The organism is Sphingomonas insulae (assembly GCF_010450875.1).
Classification (GTDB): domain Bacteria; phylum Pseudomonadota; class Alphaproteobacteria; order Sphingomonadales; family Sphingomonadaceae; genus Sphingomonas; species Sphingomonas insulae.
Genome location: NZ_CP048422.1, coordinates 1,211,558 through 1,227,880, shown reverse-complemented (window position 1 = coordinate 1,227,880; position 16,323 = coordinate 1,211,558). Strand labels below are relative to the sequence as shown.

Sequence of the window (16,323 nt, the reverse complement as noted above, 5' to 3'; positions counted from 1 at the left end):
ATCAGCGGCCCAGCTTGAGGGTATCGATGGTGAGCTGCTTTGCAGTGTTCATCACCTCGACGTTGTTCTGGTAGGAACGGGCCGTCTCCATCATGTCGACGAGCTCGCGGCTTTCGTCGACGGCGGCCTGGTAGATATTGCCATCCTTGTCGGCGAGCGGGTTATTGGGATCGTAGACCTTGGTCGGCGCTTCGCCCGCGGTGACGATCTTTTCGACATCGACGGTCGCCAGACCGGATGCCGCATCGAAGCTGGTGCGGAACACCGGCTTCATCGTCTTGTAGGCAGTGTCCGCCGAACCGGTCGTACCGCCGGCGTTCGCCAGGTTGGACGCGGTCGTGTTCATGCGAACCAACTGCGCGCTCATCGCGCGGCCAGCGACCTGGAACACGCTGATGGGGTCGGCCATGGCTTATTCTCCCTTCAACGCGCGGGTGATCTGGCCGATACGCCCGTTCAGGAACGACAGCGTCGTCTGGTACTGAACGGCATTCTCGGCGAAGGCGGTCTGCTCCTGGTTCAGCTCGACGGTGTTGCCGTCCATCGACGTCTGCAGCGGCACGCGATATTTGGTGGCGGCGGCGATCCCCCGATCGCCGCCGTCCCCTTCCATCGACGCAAGCGCCGACTTGAAGTCGATATCCCGCGCCTTGAAGCCGGGCGTCGAGGAGTTGGCGATGTTCGATGCCAGCACGCCCATGCGCTGCGAACGCACTTCGAGGGCGGCCCCATGAACTCCGAACAGACTGTCTGCGGCCATCGGCCCAAATCTCCGGCGCACCATTGCGCTGCCCCGAACCTAAGCAACCCCCGTGCCAACTTTGGAAACGACGGGTCGGAAACGCCGTTTTTCATGCTTTGCCGAACCGATGCCCGCAACCGGCAAGGCGGCCGGCAAGCCGTTGCCGCGCATTGCCGCCGCTTGCCGGACATGCGGCAAAGGTAACCGACGCTTTAACGAACCGGGTGCGTCGGTGCTGGAGCCGGGCTGCGACGACCGGATGGAATTCCTCATGCGGCGCACCGGATATTCCTCCTTTCTCTATGGTGCGCCAGCTCCGCCTCGCGACCGCGGACATGCGAGCTGGGGCAAACTGGCCTGCCCCTTGCATTATACGGGGCATGTTGATCGCCCAGCTCTTCGATCCCGTCGCGCTCGCCATCGTCGGCGGGGGTACGTTGCTCGCGACGCTATTGCGGGCGCCCGCGCGGGATGCCGCGAGGGCCGTGTCGGCATTGCGCGTACTGATCCGTCGTCCGTTCTGCGCCGATGCCTTGCTCGACCAGATTGCGGCACAGGCGCGGATCGCCAAGCGCCACGGCATCGTCGCGCTCGATAAATCCGTGATCGCCGATCCCGACGTCGCGGCCGCCATCGCCGCGATCGTCGACGGCGCCACGCCGCGCGAGACCGAAGCCTTGCTGCGCTACCTCCGGCAGGCGCGGATCGAACGGCACGTGGCCGCCGCCGACATCTGGTCCGCCGCTGCAGAGGCCGCACCGGCGATGGGCATGGTCGGAACGCTGATCGGACTGGCCGGCATGTTTGCCAATATGACGGATCCCAAGGCGATCGGCGGCGCGATGGCGATCGCTCTCCTTGCGACGCTTTATGGCGCTCTGCTGGCCAATCTCTTGCTGATGCCGATTTGCCACCGCCTGCGTGCCGCCGGTCGCATCGAAGCGTTCGAACGCGCCCGTATCGAGGGGCCGCTGGTCGCTCTCGCCTTGCGCGAGACGCCTCGCCACCAACTGCAAAGCGTCGCATGATCAACGCCGCGCTCTATCCCGACCCGCCGCCGTCGAAGCCACTCTGGTTGGTGACGTTGGCCGACCTGGCGTTGTTGCTGGTCGGCTTCTTCGTCCTGCTTCAGGCGAGCGAGCGACCAAAAGCGGTAACCGATGCCCTGCGGGCCAGCTTCGGTGGCAAAGCTGCCCCGGGCGACGCCGCTGCGCCCGTCCCGCTGCCGGTCATGGCGGCGGGACTGCTCGACTTCGGTGCCGGTTCCGCCACATTGCCGGAAAGCCCCGCCGCGGTCATCGCCTGGGCGCGCGAGGCTGCCCGCGATCCACGCGTCGCGCTTACCGTGACCGGCTCGACCGACGGCTCCCGTGCCGACGTCGACCCCGGCACCGGCAGTGCCGCAATCCTCGCCGCGGACCGCGCCCGCGCGCTGGCGGCGGCACTGACCGGCACCAGCCGCCGGATCACCGTCACCACCACCAATCGCCCCGGCCGCCGCGCCGCGATCGTCACGCTCGCCTTTGCCGGCGAACAGCCTTCGGACCATCAGCCATGACCCTGTTCCCCCTCCTGCTCGCTCCCTTGCTTGCGGCCGCTCCGATGGGCGGCGTCGTCGCCTTCCAGGACATCGGCGGTCTCGATCGCGCCGTCGCCGCCTTCACCAGCCGGCCGGTCGGCGCGGAAGGGGGCGCGCGCACGCCGATCGATCCGCGGCTGCGGCTGGCCCAATGCTCCACCGTGGCGCTCGCGTGGCGTACCGAGGCGCATGATGCCGTCGTCGTCTCGTGCTCGGGACCGGACTGGCGCATCTTCGTGCCGGTGATCCGCGCCGTGGCAGTGGCACCAACCACGGCAGCGCGCCCCGCGGTCGCCGCTGCGGTGAAGGCGGAACCGGTCATCCGTCGCGGCGACCCCGTCGTTATCGAGGCGGGCTCCAATGGCTTTTCGATCAGCCGCGAAGGCGTGGCGATGGCAGATGCCCCGCCCGGTGGTCGCTTCATGGTCAAGGTCGAGGATGCCAAGGGACCGGTACAGGCGATCGCGATCGAGCCCGGCCACGCGACGCTTCCCGGCTGGGGCGAATGACGCGTTAAGCCACGTAAACTTTTTTGCTAAAGTCGCGTTCGACCCAGCCGTTTATCCCTGTGTCAGGCAACACAGATAGGTGCGGACATGGTGGAATCGATCGGCTCAACGCCGCTGAACGGAAGTGGGAGCGTCTCACGCGTCGCCGCACCCGCGGCTGCGCCGACGGTGCAACCGACGCTGACGAAGGCGGCGCAACAGGCGCCGGTGACGGCGGATACGCAACTCAGCAATCTGGCCAAGACGCTCGCCGCGTCGCCCCCGGTCGACAGCGATCGCGTCGAGGAGATCAGGAAGGCGATCCAGAACGGGTCGTTTCCCATTCTGCCCGCGACGATCGCGGACCGGCTCCTTGCCCTCAAGATGAACTGGGACGGCCATGAAGCGGCGTGAAGCCCTGATCCGCGTCATCGACGCGCTGCATGAAGAGATCGCCGCGCTGAAATCCAACGACGTGGTCGCGTTGGAACGCGCTACGCAGGACAAGCTGGCCGGCATCGAACAGATCGCGGCGCTCGGCACGGGTCCAGCAGGCGATGAGATCCGCGAGCTGGCCGACGAGGCGAACCGCCTGAACGAAACCTGCCGCATCTATGTGAATCTGATGGCGGCAAATGTTCGCCGCCGCCTGCAAATCCTGACCGGTGATGCCGGCCATGGTTTCCGCCCGACGCTGGTGTCCGCCTACGCCTGACGGCGTTTCATGCCGTGCGTCAGTCCTGCGAGTGACGCGGCAACACCTTGGGAAAACTGGCACGGCTCTTGCTGAACACCCTCTGACAACAGGGGTGTGCTTCTTTCGCAATGACCGTCAATCCGATCTCTGCCAGCCGCGTTCAATCGGCGATCGCGCTTGCAAGCAGCAAGACGGGCGTGGATTTCGACTATCTCCTCGGCCAGGCCAAGCTCGAAAGCGGGCTCAACACCAACGCGCGTGCCGGCACCTCCTCGGCATCGGGCCTGTATCAGTTCGTCGAACAGAGCTGGCTGGCGGTGGTCAAGAAACACGGCGCGGAACATGGCATGGCCTGGGCCGCCGACAGCATCGGCCAGTCCGCCGGCGGCCGCTACACGGTGGGGGACAGCGCCACCCGTTCCGCCATCCTCAACCTCCGCAACGATCCCACGGCCGCCTCGATGATGGCGGCCGAGCATGCCTCCGACAACAAGGACGTGCTGGAGGATGCGCTGGGTCGCTCCACCAACGGTACCGACTTGTACATGGCGCATTTCCTGGGGATCGGCGGCGCCAAGAAATTCCTGTCGGCGATGCAATCCAATCCGGGCGCGACCGCGGCGTCGCTGTTCCCGCAAGCTGCCGGCGCCAACCGCTCGATCTTCTACGCCTCGAACGGGCAGCCGCGCACCCTCTCGGCGATCTACCAGCGCTTCGCCGACAAGCTCGGCGCGGCGAACGGTAGCGATAGCGTCAGCGAAACGCGTCGAGCCAATCTCGCCTTCGCCGCACAGGCACTCGATGTCGACGGATCGACCGTCGTCACCGGTAACAACGAAAGTGCCGAAGACGCCCTCGCCTGGGCGACGCAGGCCATGACCCGGATGGGCGGACGTTTCAGCGCTGGCGCGGCGATGCCGAACAGCCTGCTGCGTCCATCGCCCAACAACGCAAGGCTTGCCTATATGATGCTCGCCAGCATGGGGGGCCGCTGACGTGAACAAGCTCCTCCGCCACGGTCGTGGCGCCGCGCTGCCGCTCGCCATCCTGCTGCTCGTCGTCGTCATGGTCGTGCCGATCCCGGCGTTCCTGCTCGATATCTTCTTCGTGGCCAATATCGCGATCAGCCTCGCGGTGCTGATGGTCTCGCTCAATGCGCAAAAGCCGCTCGACTTCTCGTCCTTCCCCACCGTCCTGCTGTTCGCCACCCTGTTCCGCCTCGGCCTCAACGTCGCCTCGACGCGCATCGTACTGGTCCATGGACATGAGGGCGAAGCCGCCGCCGGTCACGTCATCGAGGCGTTCGGCACGTTCCTGATCGGCGGTGACTATGTCGTCGGCATCTTCGTCTTCGCGATCCTGATGATCATCAACCTGATCGTCGTCACCAAGGGCGCCGGCCGCGTTTCGGAAGTCAGCGCGCGCTTCACCCTCGACGCCCTGCCCGGCAAGCAGATGGCGATCGACGCCGATCTCAACGCCGGCCTCATCACGCCGGAAGACGCCAAGAAGCGCCGTGTCGAGGTCGCCACCGAGGCCGATTTCTACGGCTCGATGGACGGTTCGTCCAAGTTCGTGAAGGGCGACGCGGTCGCCGCGATGCTGATCCTCGCCGCCAACGTGATCGGCGGCCTGATCCTGGGTCCCGTCAGCCACGGCATGACGATCGCCGCCGCGGCGAAAAGCTATATCCTGCTCGCGATCGGCGACGCACTCGTCGCGCAGCTGCCGTCGCTGATGCTGTCGATCGCCGCCGCCGCCATCGTCACCCGCGTGTCGTCTGACAAGGACCTCGCCGGCCAGATCGGCGGCCAGTTCGGCTCCCCGCGCACCTGGACCCCGGTGGCGATCATCCTCGGCTTGCTCGGCCTACTGCCCGGCATGCCGCATATGGTGATCCTCACCACCGCCGCCATCGCCGGCTTCGCCGCCTGGAAACTGCGCCAGATCGAACGCCGTCCGGTCGTGGCAGCGCTGCCAGCAGTCGCCGAGGAACCCGTCGATCCGTCGAAGATCGGCTGGGACGAGGTGACCGACGGCATGCAGGTCAATTTCGACATCGGCTATGGCCTGGTGCCGCTGGTCGATCCGCGTCGCGGTGCGCCGCTGATGGGCCGCATCACCGGCGTTCGCCGCCAACTCAGCCGCGACCTCGGCTTCGTCGTGCCGCAATGCCGGGTGCGCGACGACATCAATCTCGCACCCTACACCTATCGTATCGTCGTCAACGGTGTCGTGCTGGGCGAAGATCAGGTCTCACCGGACGAGATGCTCGCGCTCGATACGGGCCAGGCCTATGGCGACCTTACCGGCAAGAAGGCGAAGGACCCGACCTTCGGCCTCGATGCGACGTGGATCCCCGCCGGCGATGCCGATGCGGCGACGGGCGCAGGCTTCCTTGTCGTCGACGCCGGCACCGTCATGGCGACGCACCTCAACCACGTGCTCGGCGCCCACGCCACCGATCTGCTGGGGCCGGACGAGGTCCAGTCGCTGCTCGACGGGCTGAAGGAGCGCGCCGCGCAACTGGTCGCGACGCTGACCCCCAACCCGCTGCCCCTTACCACCCTCACCCAGGTCCTGAAGGGCCTGCTCGCGGAGAACATCCCCTTGAAGGAGTTCCGTCGTATCGCGCAGGCGATCTCCGTCGCCGCCACCCGCAGTGCCGATGCCGAGGAGATCATCGAACTGATCCGTCCGGAGCTGGGTCAGCTCATCATCCAGAAGCTGTGCGGCGTGCGCGAGCCGTTGCGTGTGATGACGCTGGAGGGCCAGTTGGAAGGGCTGCTCGGCCAGGCGGCGCGGGCCGACCAGTCGCGCCGCCACGTGATCGAGCCCGACCTTGGCCGCCGTATCGTCGATGCGTTGCAACAGGCAGCGCAGCCGCTGATAGCCGAGGCCAAGCCATTTGCGCTCGTCGTCCAGCCGGCGATCCGCATCGCCATCCGCAAGCTGGTGAAGACCGTCTTGCCCGACACGCCGGTCCTCTCCTTCTTTGAAGTACCCGAGGAAAAAGCGGTCGAGGTCGTCGCCGTCATCGGCGCACCGCAGCAGCATCAGGCGCTGGCGGCATGAGCGCCGAACCGATGAAACTGGCGTTTACCGACGCCCATCCGGCGCCACCGGGCATGATCCCGCCACAGCCGCTGACCTACACGCGAGTAACGCGGCCCGGCGGCGATCAGGAAGCGATGATCCGGCAGTATCTGCCGCTCGTCCGCCGCATCGCCTGGCACGTCCACGGATCGATGAGCACGATTGTCGATATCGAGGACCTCGTTCAGATCGGCCTGGTCGCGCTGGTCGAGGCGGTCGGCCAGGCGGCGGAGCAAGGTGCGCAGTTCCGCGCCTATCTCCAGACACGGCTGCGCGGCGCCATGATCGACGAACTGCGGCGACAGGCGACGACGACACGCGGCGCGATGCGGCGGCGGCGGCAATATCAGGCTGCGATCGCGACACTGACGGCCAGGACAGGCCGCACACCGGGCGAGGCCGCATTGGCGACGGAGTTGGGCGTATCGGTCGACAAGCTGCGCGCCGACTATGAGACAGCGGACGCCGTACGGTTCGAATCGATGGACGACGTCTATGCCGACGACCTGCCATGGTTCGCCGACGACACGCCCGACGCCTTCGAACAACTGGCGGAAAGTGACCTGCGCGACGCGCTGATCGCGGCGATCGGCGCTTTGCCCGAACGCGAGGCGCAGGTCGTCCAGCTCTATTATGTCGAAGAACTGAATCTCGAGGAAATCGGCCAGGTCTTGGGCGTAGGCTCGGCCCGCGTGTGCCAGATCAAGGCCGCCGCGCATGCGAAACTGAAAAAGGCGCTGGCGCGCAAAATCTAACCCTCGAACCTTCGTCATCCCCGCACAGGCGGGGATCCATACTGGCTGACGTATCGGATCCATCACCCCGTTCAGCCACCATGGATTCCCGCCGCCGCGGGAATGACGAACAATAAGGTTACGCCACCACCACCTTCAACCGAGCGGCAAAGCTCTTCCTCAGCTTCTGCAACTTCGGCGGGATTACCGCCATGCAATAGGGATTCGAGCGCCCCGACGTGTCCCAATAATCCTGATGGTAATCCTCCGCCGGATACCAGGTCGCCATTGGCTCTACGGTCGTCACGATTGGCTTGGGCGAATCCGCCTGCGCCCGCTCTATCGCCGCGCGCATCTGCGCTTCCTGGGCTTCGTCCGCAGGGAATACCGCCGAGCGATATTGCGTGCCGACGTCATTCCCCTGTCGATTCAACTGCGTCGGATCATGTGTCGCAAAGAAGATGTCGAGCAGGTCGCCAAGCTGCAATTGTTCGGGATCGTAGCCTACCCGGATCGCCTCGGCATGGCCGGTGTCACCGCCGCAGACCTGCTTATAGGTCGGGTTCGGCACGGAGCCGCCGATATAGCCGCTCTCGACGCTTTCGACGCCGATCACATCTTTGAACACCGCTTCGGTACACCAGAAGCAACCACCGGCCAGCGTTACATATTCCGTCATCACATGTCTCCTTTGCTCCCATGTAGGAACCGGCTAGGGCGCCCGAAAGGCGGGAGCACAGATGATGGCGTTGAACGGTAAGGTCCTGGTCACCGGCGGAGCCGGCTATATCGGCAGCCACGCCGTGCTCGCATTGCTCGACGCCGGCCATGACGTCGTCGTCGTCGACAATCTCGTCACCGGCTTCGACTGGGCGGTCGATCCGCGCGCAACGCTGGTGCGGGCGAATATCGAGGACGACGCCACCGTCCGCGCAACGATCCGCGATCATCGGGTCGTGGCTATCATGCACTTTGCCGGATCGGTCGTGGTGCCCGAATCGGTCAGCAATCCACTCAAATATTATCACAACAACACCGTCGCGACGCGAGCCCTGCTGGAAAGCGCCGTTGTCGAGGGCGTGCCGCACTTCATCTTCTCGTCCACCGCCGCGACCTATGGCACGCCGGTGAAGGTTCCGGTGCAGGAGGGCGATCCAACCGTGCCGATCAATCCGTACGGCATGTCGAAGCTGATGACCGAGGCGATGCTACGCGACGTCGCAGCCGCGCATCCGATCAACTATTGCGCCCTCCGCTACTTCAACGTCGCCGGCGCCGATCCACAGGGCCGCTCGGGCCAGTCGACGGTGGGCGCGACCCACCTCATCAAGATCGCGGTAGAAGCGGCGACCGGCAAACGCGATACGGTGTCGGTCTTCGGCACCGATTTCGACACGCCCGATGGCACCGGCGTGCGCGATTACATTCACGTCAGCGATCTGGCCGCGGCGCATGTCGCCGCACTGGAACTGCTCGTCGCCGAACCGACGCGTAGCCACACGCTCAACGCCGGCTACAACCGCGGCTTCTCGGTCAACGAAGTGCTCGACGCGGTCGATCGGGTCACCAATCTGACCATTCAGCGCCGCTACGAAGGGCGACGCGCCGGCGATCCCGCTGCGCTGGTCGCTGACAACAGCGCGATTCTGGCCGCGTTGCCGTGGCGCCCGCAACGCGACGATCTGGACACGATCGTCAGGGACGCCCTCGCCTGGGAGCGCAAGCTCGCTGAACGGGACTAGCGCTCTCCACCGATCGCCGCGCGCGCTTGCGCGGTGGCGGTCCACCAGCCGATCGCCCAAAGCGTGCCGAAGCTCCACCCGGCCAGCACGTCGCTAGGCCAGTGGACGCCCAGATACACGCGACTGCATCCGATCGCGCCCGATAACAGCACGGCAACGACCAGCAGGTAGCGGCGCGCGGCGCGATCGGGCGTCACCTGCCCCGCCAGCGCTGCGAGCGTCAGGTAGACGACAGCGCTCGACGTCGCATGACCGCTCGGGAAGCTGTACCCGCCTGCCTCGACCAGATGCGGCACCAGATCGGGCCGGGCGCGCAACACCTGTCCCTTGATAAGGTCGATGGCCCAACCACCGGTCAGACTTGCCAGTGCGATAGCGAGCGCGGTCAGCCACAAGCGCTGGATTAACAGCAGACCTGCCACGATCACGACGACCAGCGTCAGCACGACGCCGCCGCCCAGCGCTGTTACGTCGGTCGCGACTTTCGGCAGCCACGCCGGTCCATGCCACTGGCGAAGCCCGACGATGAGACTGCGGTCGAAATCGAACGGATAATGGGCTGTCGCAAACGCCCCCACGAGAACGATTGCAAGCCCAAGAGCGATGAACGCCAGGCCTGCGAGCAGTGGGGGCAGGCGCCGTGCGCCGATATGGGGAGTAGCCGGTGTCTGGGTCATCGATGCGGCACGAACGCATCAGCAATCACGTGGTGCCGAACAGGCTCGAACAACCCCGTGCGACGATAGGAGAACCACGCCCGGCGCAAGGCGCTGTCCGGCCGTCCTTATCTATCGAAATCACCATCGCGCATCGACTGCCGTGCGTCGGATAATTCACACACCCAGCCCCCTGACGACAAGATAATGATAACGACTTGCAATAGCCTGATCAGCCGCTATTCGATCGCGGAGTTCACGGAGTAAGACAACATGACTGCCCTCATCGCCCTGCTGGCCGCTACCGCCGCAGTTTCGCCGACGATGCCCGACCCGGTCGCCGCACCGGTCACCGGTTCCGAGGATCCGCAGCGAAGTGAGGACATCATCGTCACCGGCCAGCGCAGCGAAGGCAGCGATGATTACGGCGTCAAGAACCAGCGGACCGCCACGCGCCTGCCGCTCAGCCAGCGCGAGACGCCTCAATCGGTCAGCGTCGTCACCCGCGCGCAGATCGAGGATTTCCAGCTTAACGACGTCAACGCGTTGTTGACGACCGTACCCGGTGTCAGCGTCTTCGCCGGCGAGACCGATCGCATCTATTATTCGGCGCGCGGTTTCGATATCCAGACGTTCCAGATCGACGGCGTCGGCCTGCCCTTCTCGTTCGGCATCCAGACCGGATCGATCGACACCGCGATCTACGACCGGATCGAGGTCGTGCGCGGCGCCCCTGGCCTGCTCTCGCCGACCGGCAATCCGTCAGCCGTCATCAACTTCATCCGCAAGCGTCCGTATCGCGAACTGAAAGCCTCGGCGAGCGCCCAATATGGCTCGTTCGACACGCTGCGACTGGACGGCGACGTCAGCGTGCCGCTGACGACCGACGGCACCGTGCGTGCCCGTGCGGTCGGCGCCTATACGAACGGCGACAGCTATCTCGATCGCTATAAGCTCAAGCGCTGGACCGGCTATGGCATCGTCGAGGCGGATCTCGGGTCCAACACCGTCGTCAGTGCCGGCTATGGGCATCAGGAGCACAAGAGCCGCGGCGCCATGTGGGGCGCGCTGCCGCTCTACTATACCGATGGCACCCGCATCGATTACGATCGATCCGCCAATTACGCACCCGATTGGTCGAGCTGGAACGTCATCGATCGCCAGATCTTCGGGGACATCACGCATGACATGGGGAACGGCTGGACGGCCAAGCTATCGGTGCTGCGCAAGGCAACGGCCGAAGACAACAGCCTGTTCTACGTCACTGGCAATCCGAACCGCACGACGGGTCTGGGCATCACCAGTTATCCCGGCGCCTTCCTGGGCGAAACCCGTAACCTGACGATCGACGCCTATGCCGGCGGCCCGGTCACCATCGCAGGCCGGAAGCACGACGTGATGTTCGGCGTCATGCGCGGTGCCGAACGCTATCGGCAATATTCCAGCTATGACAATGCAGCGATCGGGGTCTCGCTGCCGCTTTCGACGTTCCTGAGCGGCTCCTTCGCCCGACCCAACTTTCCGGCAGCCTATGATCTGAGCCTCGACACCAACACGCGGCGCGAGACGGTGTACGGGCTTTTCCGCATGAATCTCGCCGATCCGTTGAAGGTGATGCTCGGGGGCAGCTACACCCACGCCCGGAGCGAGGGCGCATCCTACGGCGCGCCGACCGCCTATGATCACAAGCGCTTACTGCCATTCATCGGAGCGACCTACGATCTGACCAGCACGATCAGCGCCTATGCCAGCTATACGACGATCTTCAATCCGCAGACGGAATTCGATGCCCAGAACCGCCTGCTCGACCCCATCAAAGGCGACAATATCGAGGCCGGACTGAAAGGCGCATGGTACGGCGGCCGGTTCAACGCCAGCGCCGCAGTATTCCAGGCGCGCCAGCAGAACACTGCCGAAGCCGTTGGGTTCGACACGGTGCTCGGCCGCAGCATCTACCGCGGCGTCGATGCCACGTCGCAGGGGATCGAGCTGGAGGTCGGCGGCAACCCGGTTCAGGGGCTGCAGGTCACCGGCGGCTTCACGACCATGCGCGTCCGCGGCGACGACGACCAGGCAGTGCGTACGTTCGTGCCGCGCAATACCGCCCGGCTCAACGTCACCTATTCGCCCGCGCCGCTGCCGGCACTCAAGCTCGGCGCATCGATGCAATATCAGAGCCGCTTCTACATCGAACCGGGCACCAATTCCGTCACCACCGGTCAGCCGATCCGCGTCACGCAGGGCAATTACGCATTGCTCGACCTGCTCGCGCGATACGAACTGACCCCGCAAGTGTCGGTCAGCGCCAACCTGCGCAACGTCACCAACGCCAAATACCTGACGGCGCTGACGTTCGACCAGAGCCGTTACGGCGCACCGCGGAGCATCCTCGGCACGATCAGCGTGCGCTATTGAGCGCCATACAGATGGAGGCATCGGCATGATCGTCGCCGCGCTCGTAGTTGTCGTCATCGGCGTCGGGCTGATCCGCTGGGGATGGAGCGGGCGGCGGGGTGCTGCCGGCGCCGGCTGGCTACTGGCGGCTGCGGCGCTGGTGATGCTGGCCGCACGCAACGGCGCCTGGGGCATCGCGGTCGGCGCAGTCGTCGGCATTGCCGCCGCGCTGGTGCTCGTGCTCTACGCCGGCTGGACCTCGCCCGCGAAGGTATCGCGCGCCGGGCGTGAAGCCCCATCGATTACATTGCCCCGCCGCTGGCACGATCTGCGTCGCCGCGTCGTCGTATTCATGCTGGTGGTACCGATCGCCTTCTGCGCGGCGCAGTGGCTCGCCTTCGGCGCGCAGGCGATTGCCCGACGCGCCGGCGCGAACGACGCGGATACCATGGTGTTGACATTGATGCTCCAACCGATCCTGTGGGCGCTGCTGATCGCCTGGCAGATGACCCGCGCCAGCCCCGCCCGCATGGTGGCACCCCCTGCCGCCGCGGTTGTGCTCGGCACCGTCCTCTGGTGCGCGTCATGAGCGGTACCCCGGTCCAGCGCGCACTCGGCGGGCATGCCGCGATCGGCCTGCTCGTCAGCGCCCTCCTCTACCTGATCGCCCTCTCGGGCTCGATCATCGTCATCCACGATCGCTGGCAGCGTTGGGAACAGCCCGACATCGTCGAAACCGCAACGCTGTCTCCCGCTGCGGTGCAGACGGCGATGCAGGCGGCGATGATCCGCGACCGCGGCAAACCGCCGACGACGCACCTTTATGTCCGTATGCCGACGGAAGATCTGCCGCGGGGCGTGGTGACCACCGATCATGGGGCCTCGTATGTCGATGGCGCGGGCGATATCGTCGGGCGGGAAGCGCACAACTGGACCGAATTCCTCATCGGCCTGCATGAATATCTTCATCTACCGGCAACCTGGGGCCTCATCGCGGTCGGCGCACTCGGGGTCGCGCTGGCGGCGCTCGTGATCACCGGCGTGTTGGCGCACCCGCGCATCGTGCGCGATGCGTTTCGCCTGCGCATGCGGCAGGACCCGCAGATCGCCCGTGCCGACTGGCACAACCGCATCGGCGTCTGGACCCTCCCCTTCGTCCTTGCGGTCGCGCTGACCGGGGCGTTCATCGGCCTGGGCAGCATCGGGACGAGCGTGCTCGCCCGCGCCTATACCGGGGGCAAGCTCGAAGCGATCTACGCGCCCGTCTTCGGTCAGGAACCCACGCCCAACCCGGCCAAGGCCACCCTGCCTGATGTCGCCACCGCCCTCGCCGCGCTTCACACGCGGGTGCCTCATGCCGTGCCGACCTATGTCATCGTTCACGAACCCGGCACCGCGGGCCAGCACGTCCAAATCATCGCCGAACATCCGCGCCGGCTTATTTACGGCGAAACCTACGCCTTCGACGCGCGTGGCGGCTGGCGAGGACCGATCGGCCTTGCCGACGGCGCGATCGGGCAGCAGGTTGCCGCCTCGGCCTACAACCTCCACTTCGGCAACTATGCAGGCCTGCCGGTCGAAATCGCCTATATGCTGTTCGGCCTTGGGCTGTGCGTGGTCACCGCGACCGGAACCTCGCTCTGGCTGCGCAAGCGCCAGCGACGGGGGCTTGGCGGGACACGGCTGACCGCCTGCTGGAGCGTCGTGATCTGGGGCTCCCCGCTGCTGATCGTAGCGCTGGTCTGGCTGCGCGCGATCGCCGGCCCCGACGCTCCGCTCGCGACCGTTTTCTGGGTTGTGCTGGCCGGATCTCTAGCTGTCGCCGCTGCACGACCATCGTGGTTCCCGGACCGTGCATTGCGCACCATATTGGCGGCAGCGCTGATCGTAACCGCCGGTATCCACCTGCTGCTCTTCCGAACCGCGCCGGCGCCCGTCCTGGTGATCGACGTCATCGTCCTGGGATCGTCGCTAGGAGCGCTGATGCTAGGACGACGGAAAACGGCCTGACGCGTCTGTATCGGCAATCCGGAAAAACGATGGTGGGTCCGCCGGGGCTCGAACCCGGGACCTCTCGATTAAAAGTCGCTTGCTCTACCGACTGAGCTACGGACCCCCGCCATCGATCCGGCGCACCTAAGGGCGGGGGCGCGGTCGGTCAACCGCATGTGCCAATTGACGGACGGTTCGCCCGCCGACCGGATCGCGCCAACCGGGAGCGATTGCGCTCAGCGGCGCCAGGACGAAGGCCCGCGCGTGTAGGGCTGAGTGCGGAATGGTGAGGCGATTGTCGTGCCAGACGCCACCCGACCACAGCAGAATGTCGAGGTCGATCACGCGCGCGCCCCAGCGGCGCCCGCGCCGCCGCCCGAATGCGGCCTCGATCCGTTTCAGCCGATTGAGCAGCGCCGGCGGCGATTCGGTGCTGGCGATCAGCACGGCGGTGTTGGCGAAGCGTCGGATCGAGGGGCCGAGCGGCGCCGAATCGACGATCGGCGCGCGAGCGACGACGCCACCGATCGCAGCGATCGCGGCATCCACTTCGAGCCTCGGGCTGCCGTGCCGCCCCCGCCGGTTCGAACCGATCCCGATCGCATAGATTGCCGTCGCCATCCTCCCGCCTTAGGCGAATGCGATGACCTTAGCATCCAGCCCGCTCGCTCCGATCGAGCCACCGCACGATTGCCCGCGTTGCCCCCGCCTCGTCGCCGCGCGCGAAGCCTTGCGCCAGGACAATCCGACGTGGTGGAACGCCCCCGTCCCCGCCTTTGGCGATCCCGCGGCGTGGCTGGCGATCGTCGGATTGGCGCCCGGCCTGCACGGCGCCAACCGGACGGGGCGGCCGTTCACCGGCGATCATTCCGGCGCGCTGTTGTTCGCGACGCTCGGCCGGTTCGGCCTCGCGACCGGCACCTACGCCAACCGGGCGAACGACGATGTCGTGCTGACCGGCGCGATGATCCTCAATGCGGTGAAGTGCCTGCCGCCCGCCAACAAACCGACGCCGGAGGAAATCCGGACGTGTCGCCCGTTCCTGGACAATGAGATCGCGGCCCTGCCCAACGTCCGGGTGGTCGTCGCACTGGGTCAGATCGCCCACCAATCCGCGGTGAAGGTCCTGGGCGGCCGTCTTCCCAAGGCCAATTTCGCACACCTTGCCGAACATCGCATGCCCGACGGCCGCGTGCTGATCGATAGCTACCATCCCTCGCGCTACAACCAGAATACCGGCCGGCTGAACGAGGAGATGTTCGACGCCGTGTTCGCACGCGCCGTGGCGCTGGGTCCGAAGCCCGATCAGATATCCTGAACGAGGCGGCCGTACAGTTCGGGACGACGATCGCGGAAGAAGCCGAAGGCGGCGCGGTGCCGCCTGATCCGGGCGAGATCGAGCGTCGCGACGATCACCCCTTCCTCTTCGCGACCGAGTTCGGCGAGGATGTCGCCGCGCTCGTCGGTGATGAAACTGGTGCCGTAGAAGGTCTGGTCATGCTCCACGCCGATCCGATTGGCGGCGATCACGGGAACGACGTTGCTGACCGCATGCCCGACCATCGCACGCCGCCACAGTCGGGCGGTGTCGAGGCTGGTGTCATGCGGTTCGCTGCCGATCGCGGTCGGATAGAACAGCACCTCCGCCCCCATCAGCATCATCGCGCGCGCGGTTTCGGGATACCATTGGTCCCAGCACACGCCGACGCCCAGCTTCCACCCCGGGGCGGAAGGAGGGGCCGGCCACACCTTGAACCCGGTGTTGCCGGGTCGAAAATAGAATTTTTCTTCGTAACCAGGGCCATCGGGAATGTGGCTCTTGCGATATACACCCTGGATCTCGCCGTCGGGGCCGATCATCGCCAGGCTGTTGTAATGATGCGGGCCGTCCGCCTCGAAGAAGCTCGTCGGAATGGTGACCTTCAACGCTTCGGCCAGGGCCTGCATCGCCAATACCGCCTTGTGTTCGCCCGCCGGCGCCGCGTTGGCGAACAGGCCCTCGTCTTCGACCCGGCAGAAATATTCGCCCTCGAACAATTCCGGCGGCAGGATCACCTGCGCGCCCTGCCCCGCCGCCTCACGCACCAGGCGCGATACGTTGGCGATATTGGCGTCGATGTCGGCGGAAAAGGCGAGCTGGAGCGCGGCGACGGTGATCTGGGTCATGCGCGTGCATGTAGTGGGACGGAGGGAGATCGTCACC

19 protein-coding genes and 1 tRNA gene are annotated in these 16,323 nt (G+C 65.9%); 13 read left to right on the top strand and 7 right to left on the bottom strand.

Annotated features, from left to right (window positions below):
• Position 1: 1 nt before the first annotated feature.
• Both flgC and flgB read right to left on the bottom strand, forming a co-directional pair.
• On the bottom strand, positions 2-409 hold the full coding sequence (gene flgC, locus GTH33_RS07475; protein WP_163957878.1) for a flagellar basal body rod protein FlgC: 408 nt from the start codon (positions 407-409) through the stop codon (positions 2-4).
• Between the two features lie 3 nt (positions 410-412).
• The gene (flgB, locus tag GTH33_RS07470; protein ID WP_163957877.1) at positions 413-760 is read right to left on the bottom strand and encodes a flagellar basal body rod protein FlgB; all 348 of its coding nucleotides are present in this window, start codon (positions 758-760) and stop codon (positions 413-415) included.
• A 365-nt stretch (positions 761-1,125) separates the two neighbouring features.
• Here flgB and GTH33_RS07465 point away from each other — a divergent pair, with 365 nt between their 5' ends.
• The 8 genes from GTH33_RS07465 to GTH33_RS07430 all read left to right on the top strand — a co-directional run bounded on the left by GTH33_RS07465 (position 1,126) and on the right by GTH33_RS07430 (position 7,357).
• Positions 1,126-1,770 carry a MotA/TolQ/ExbB proton channel family protein gene (locus GTH33_RS07465; protein ID WP_163959720.1) on the top strand — a complete coding sequence of 215 codons (645 nt, stop codon included), beginning with the start codon at positions 1,126-1,128 and terminating at the stop codon, positions 1,768-1,770.
• Positions 1,767-2,300, top strand: a complete 534-nt coding sequence (locus GTH33_RS07460; protein WP_163957876.1) for a hypothetical protein — start codon at positions 1,767-1,769, stop codon at positions 2,298-2,300. Before GTH33_RS07465 ends, GTH33_RS07460 begins: the two co-directional genes overlap by 4 nt.
• Positions 2,297-2,830 (top strand): flagella basal body P-ring formation protein FlgA, encoded by a 534-nt coding sequence (locus GTH33_RS07455; protein ID WP_163957875.1) that lies wholly within the window; start codon positions 2,297-2,299, stop codon positions 2,828-2,830. Before GTH33_RS07460 ends, GTH33_RS07455 begins: the two co-directional genes overlap by 4 nt.
• Positions 2,831-2,917: 87 nt before the next feature.
• The gene (gene flgM / locus GTH33_RS07450) at positions 2,918-3,223 is read left to right on the top strand and encodes a flagellar biosynthesis anti-sigma factor FlgM (RefSeq protein WP_163957874.1); all 306 of its coding nucleotides are present in this window, start codon (positions 2,918-2,920) and stop codon (positions 3,221-3,223) included.
• A complete protein-coding gene (locus tag GTH33_RS07445) occupies positions 3,210-3,524 on the top strand; it encodes a flagellar protein FlgN (RefSeq protein ID WP_163957873.1) in 315 nt (104 codons plus the stop codon). The genes flgM and GTH33_RS07445 overlap by 14 nt, the downstream gene beginning before the upstream one ends.
• A 110-nt stretch (positions 3,525-3,634) precedes the next feature.
• Positions 3,635-4,501 carry a lytic transglycosylase domain-containing protein gene (locus GTH33_RS07440; protein WP_163957872.1) on the top strand — a complete coding sequence of 289 codons (867 nt, stop codon included), beginning with the start codon at positions 3,635-3,637 and terminating at the stop codon, positions 4,499-4,501.
• 70 nt (positions 4,502-4,571) lie between these two features.
• Entirely contained in the window at positions 4,572-6,581 is a 2,010-nt protein-coding gene (gene flhA / locus GTH33_RS07435; protein WP_243848422.1) for a flagellar biosynthesis protein FlhA, read from the top strand.
• Positions 6,578-7,357, top strand: a complete 780-nt coding sequence (locus GTH33_RS07430) for a sigma-70 family RNA polymerase sigma factor (RefSeq protein WP_163957870.1) — start codon at positions 6,578-6,580, stop codon at positions 7,355-7,357. The genes flhA and GTH33_RS07430 overlap by 4 nt, the downstream gene beginning before the upstream one ends.
• Positions 7,358-7,475: 118 nt before the next feature.
• Here the strand turns inward: GTH33_RS07430 and msrA are convergent, their stop codons facing one another.
• Entirely contained in the window at positions 7,476-8,015 is a 540-nt protein-coding gene (gene msrA / locus GTH33_RS07425) for a peptide-methionine (S)-S-oxide reductase MsrA (RefSeq protein WP_163957869.1), read from the bottom strand.
• A gap of 64 nt (positions 8,016-8,079) precedes the next feature.
• Between msrA and galE the strand changes: the two genes are divergently transcribed.
• A complete protein-coding gene (gene galE, locus GTH33_RS07420; protein ID WP_163959719.1) occupies positions 8,080-9,078 on the top strand; it encodes a UDP-glucose 4-epimerase GalE in 999 nt (332 codons plus the stop codon).
• Here galE and GTH33_RS07415 read toward each other — a convergent pair.
• The gene (locus GTH33_RS07415) at positions 9,075-9,755 is read right to left on the bottom strand and encodes a phosphatase PAP2 family protein (protein WP_163957868.1); all 681 of its coding nucleotides are present in this window, start codon (positions 9,753-9,755) and stop codon (positions 9,075-9,077) included. The two genes, galE and GTH33_RS07415, sit on opposite strands and share 4 nt — an antisense overlap.
• Before the next feature lie 252 nt (positions 9,756-10,007).
• Here GTH33_RS07415 and GTH33_RS07410 point away from each other — a divergent pair, with 252 nt between their 5' ends.
• The 3 genes from GTH33_RS07410 to GTH33_RS07400 are packed head-to-tail and all read left to right on the top strand — an operon-like array spanning position 10,008 to position 14,138.
• Positions 10,008-12,149, top strand: coding sequence for a TonB-dependent siderophore receptor (locus tag GTH33_RS07410; protein WP_163957867.1), 2,142 nt, complete (start codon positions 10,008-10,010; stop codon positions 12,147-12,149).
• 25 nt (positions 12,150-12,174) lie between these two features.
• Entirely contained in the window at positions 12,175-12,717 is a 543-nt protein-coding gene (locus GTH33_RS07405; RefSeq protein WP_163957866.1) for a hypothetical protein, read from the top strand.
• Complete coding sequence (locus tag GTH33_RS07400) at positions 12,714-14,138, top strand: PepSY-associated TM helix domain-containing protein (protein ID WP_163957865.1); 1,425 nt, start codon at positions 12,714-12,716, stop codon at positions 14,136-14,138. The genes GTH33_RS07405 and GTH33_RS07400 overlap by 4 nt, the downstream gene beginning before the upstream one ends.
• A 30-nt stretch (positions 14,139-14,168) precedes the next feature.
• On the opposite strand, the gene GTH33_RS07395 is transcribed toward GTH33_RS07400, so the two are convergent.
• Both GTH33_RS07395 and folK read right to left on the bottom strand, forming a co-directional pair.
• Positions 14,169-14,244 (bottom strand) — tRNA-Lys (locus GTH33_RS07395).
• Positions 14,245-14,264: 20 nt separating this feature from the next.
• The gene (gene folK / locus GTH33_RS07390; RefSeq protein WP_163957864.1) at positions 14,265-14,741 is read right to left on the bottom strand and encodes a 2-amino-4-hydroxy-6-hydroxymethyldihydropteridine diphosphokinase; all 477 of its coding nucleotides are present in this window, start codon (positions 14,739-14,741) and stop codon (positions 14,265-14,267) included.
• 22 nt (positions 14,742-14,763) lie between these two features.
• Here folK and GTH33_RS07385 point away from each other — a divergent pair, with 22 nt between their 5' ends.
• Positions 14,764-15,438, top strand: coding sequence for a uracil-DNA glycosylase (locus tag GTH33_RS07385; RefSeq protein WP_163957863.1), 675 nt, complete (start codon positions 14,764-14,766; stop codon positions 15,436-15,438).
• Here the strand turns inward: GTH33_RS07385 and aguB are convergent.
• A complete protein-coding gene (gene aguB / locus GTH33_RS07380) occupies positions 15,426-16,286 on the bottom strand; it encodes an N-carbamoylputrescine amidase (protein ID WP_163957862.1) in 861 nt (286 codons plus the stop codon). The two genes, GTH33_RS07385 and aguB, sit on opposite strands and share 13 nt — an antisense overlap.
• Positions 16,287-16,323: the final 37 nt, after the last annotated feature.

What these genes read in the sequence shown, in the direction of transcription:
- GTH33_RS07410 (WP_163957867.1), top strand. Translation starts at nt 10,008, where the DNA reads ATGACTGCCCTCATCGCCCTGCTGGCCGCTACCGCCGCAGTTTCGCCG.
- GTH33_RS07430 (WP_163957870.1), top strand. Translation starts at nt 6,578, where the DNA reads ATGAGCGCCGAACCGATGAAACTGGCGTTTACCGACGCCCATCCGGCG.
- GTH33_RS07400 (WP_163957865.1), top strand. Translation starts at nt 12,714, where the DNA reads ATGAGCGGTACCCCGGTCCAGCGCGCACTCGGCGGGCATGCCGCGATC.
- flgM (WP_163957874.1), top strand. Translation starts at nt 2,918, where the DNA reads ATGGTGGAATCGATCGGCTCAACGCCGCTGAACGGAAGTGGGAGCGTC.
- GTH33_RS07405 (WP_163957866.1), top strand. Translation starts at nt 12,175, where the DNA reads ATGATCGTCGCCGCGCTCGTAGTTGTCGTCATCGGCGTCGGGCTGATC.
- GTH33_RS07460 (WP_163957876.1), top strand. Translation starts at nt 1,767, where the DNA reads ATGATCAACGCCGCGCTCTATCCCGACCCGCCGCCGTCGAAGCCACTC.
- msrA (WP_163957869.1), bottom strand. Translation starts at nt 8,015, where the DNA reads ATGACGGAATATGTAACGCTGGCCGGTGGTTGCTTCTGGTGTACCGAA.
- flgC (WP_163957878.1), bottom strand. Translation starts at nt 409, where the DNA reads ATGGCCGACCCCATCAGCGTGTTCCAGGTCGCTGGCCGCGCGATGAGC.
- aguB (WP_163957862.1), bottom strand. Translation starts at nt 16,286, where the DNA reads ATGACCCAGATCACCGTCGCCGCGCTCCAGCTCGCCTTTTCCGCCGAC.
- folK (WP_163957864.1), bottom strand. Translation starts at nt 14,741, where the DNA reads ATGGCGACGGCAATCTATGCGATCGGGATCGGTTCGAACCGGCGGGGG.
- GTH33_RS07415 (WP_163957868.1), bottom strand. Translation starts at nt 9,755, where the DNA reads ATGACCCAGACACCGGCTACTCCCCATATCGGCGCACGGCGCCTGCCC.
- flhA (WP_243848422.1), top strand. Translation starts at nt 4,572, where the DNA reads ATGGTCGTGCCGATCCCGGCGTTCCTGCTCGATATCTTCTTCGTGGCC.
- GTH33_RS07385 (WP_163957863.1), top strand. Translation starts at nt 14,764, where the DNA reads ATGACCTTAGCATCCAGCCCGCTCGCTCCGATCGAGCCACCGCACGAT.
- GTH33_RS07445 (WP_163957873.1), top strand. Translation starts at nt 3,210, where the DNA reads ATGAAGCGGCGTGAAGCCCTGATCCGCGTCATCGACGCGCTGCATGAA.
- GTH33_RS07455 (WP_163957875.1), top strand. Translation starts at nt 2,297, where the DNA reads ATGACCCTGTTCCCCCTCCTGCTCGCTCCCTTGCTTGCGGCCGCTCCG.
- flgB (WP_163957877.1), bottom strand. Translation starts at nt 760, where the DNA reads ATGGCCGCAGACAGTCTGTTCGGAGTTCATGGGGCCGCCCTCGAAGTG.
- GTH33_RS07440 (WP_163957872.1), top strand. Translation starts at nt 3,635, where the DNA reads ATGACCGTCAATCCGATCTCTGCCAGCCGCGTTCAATCGGCGATCGCG.
- galE (WP_163959719.1), top strand. Translation starts at nt 8,080, where the DNA reads ATGGCGTTGAACGGTAAGGTCCTGGTCACCGGCGGAGCCGGCTATATC.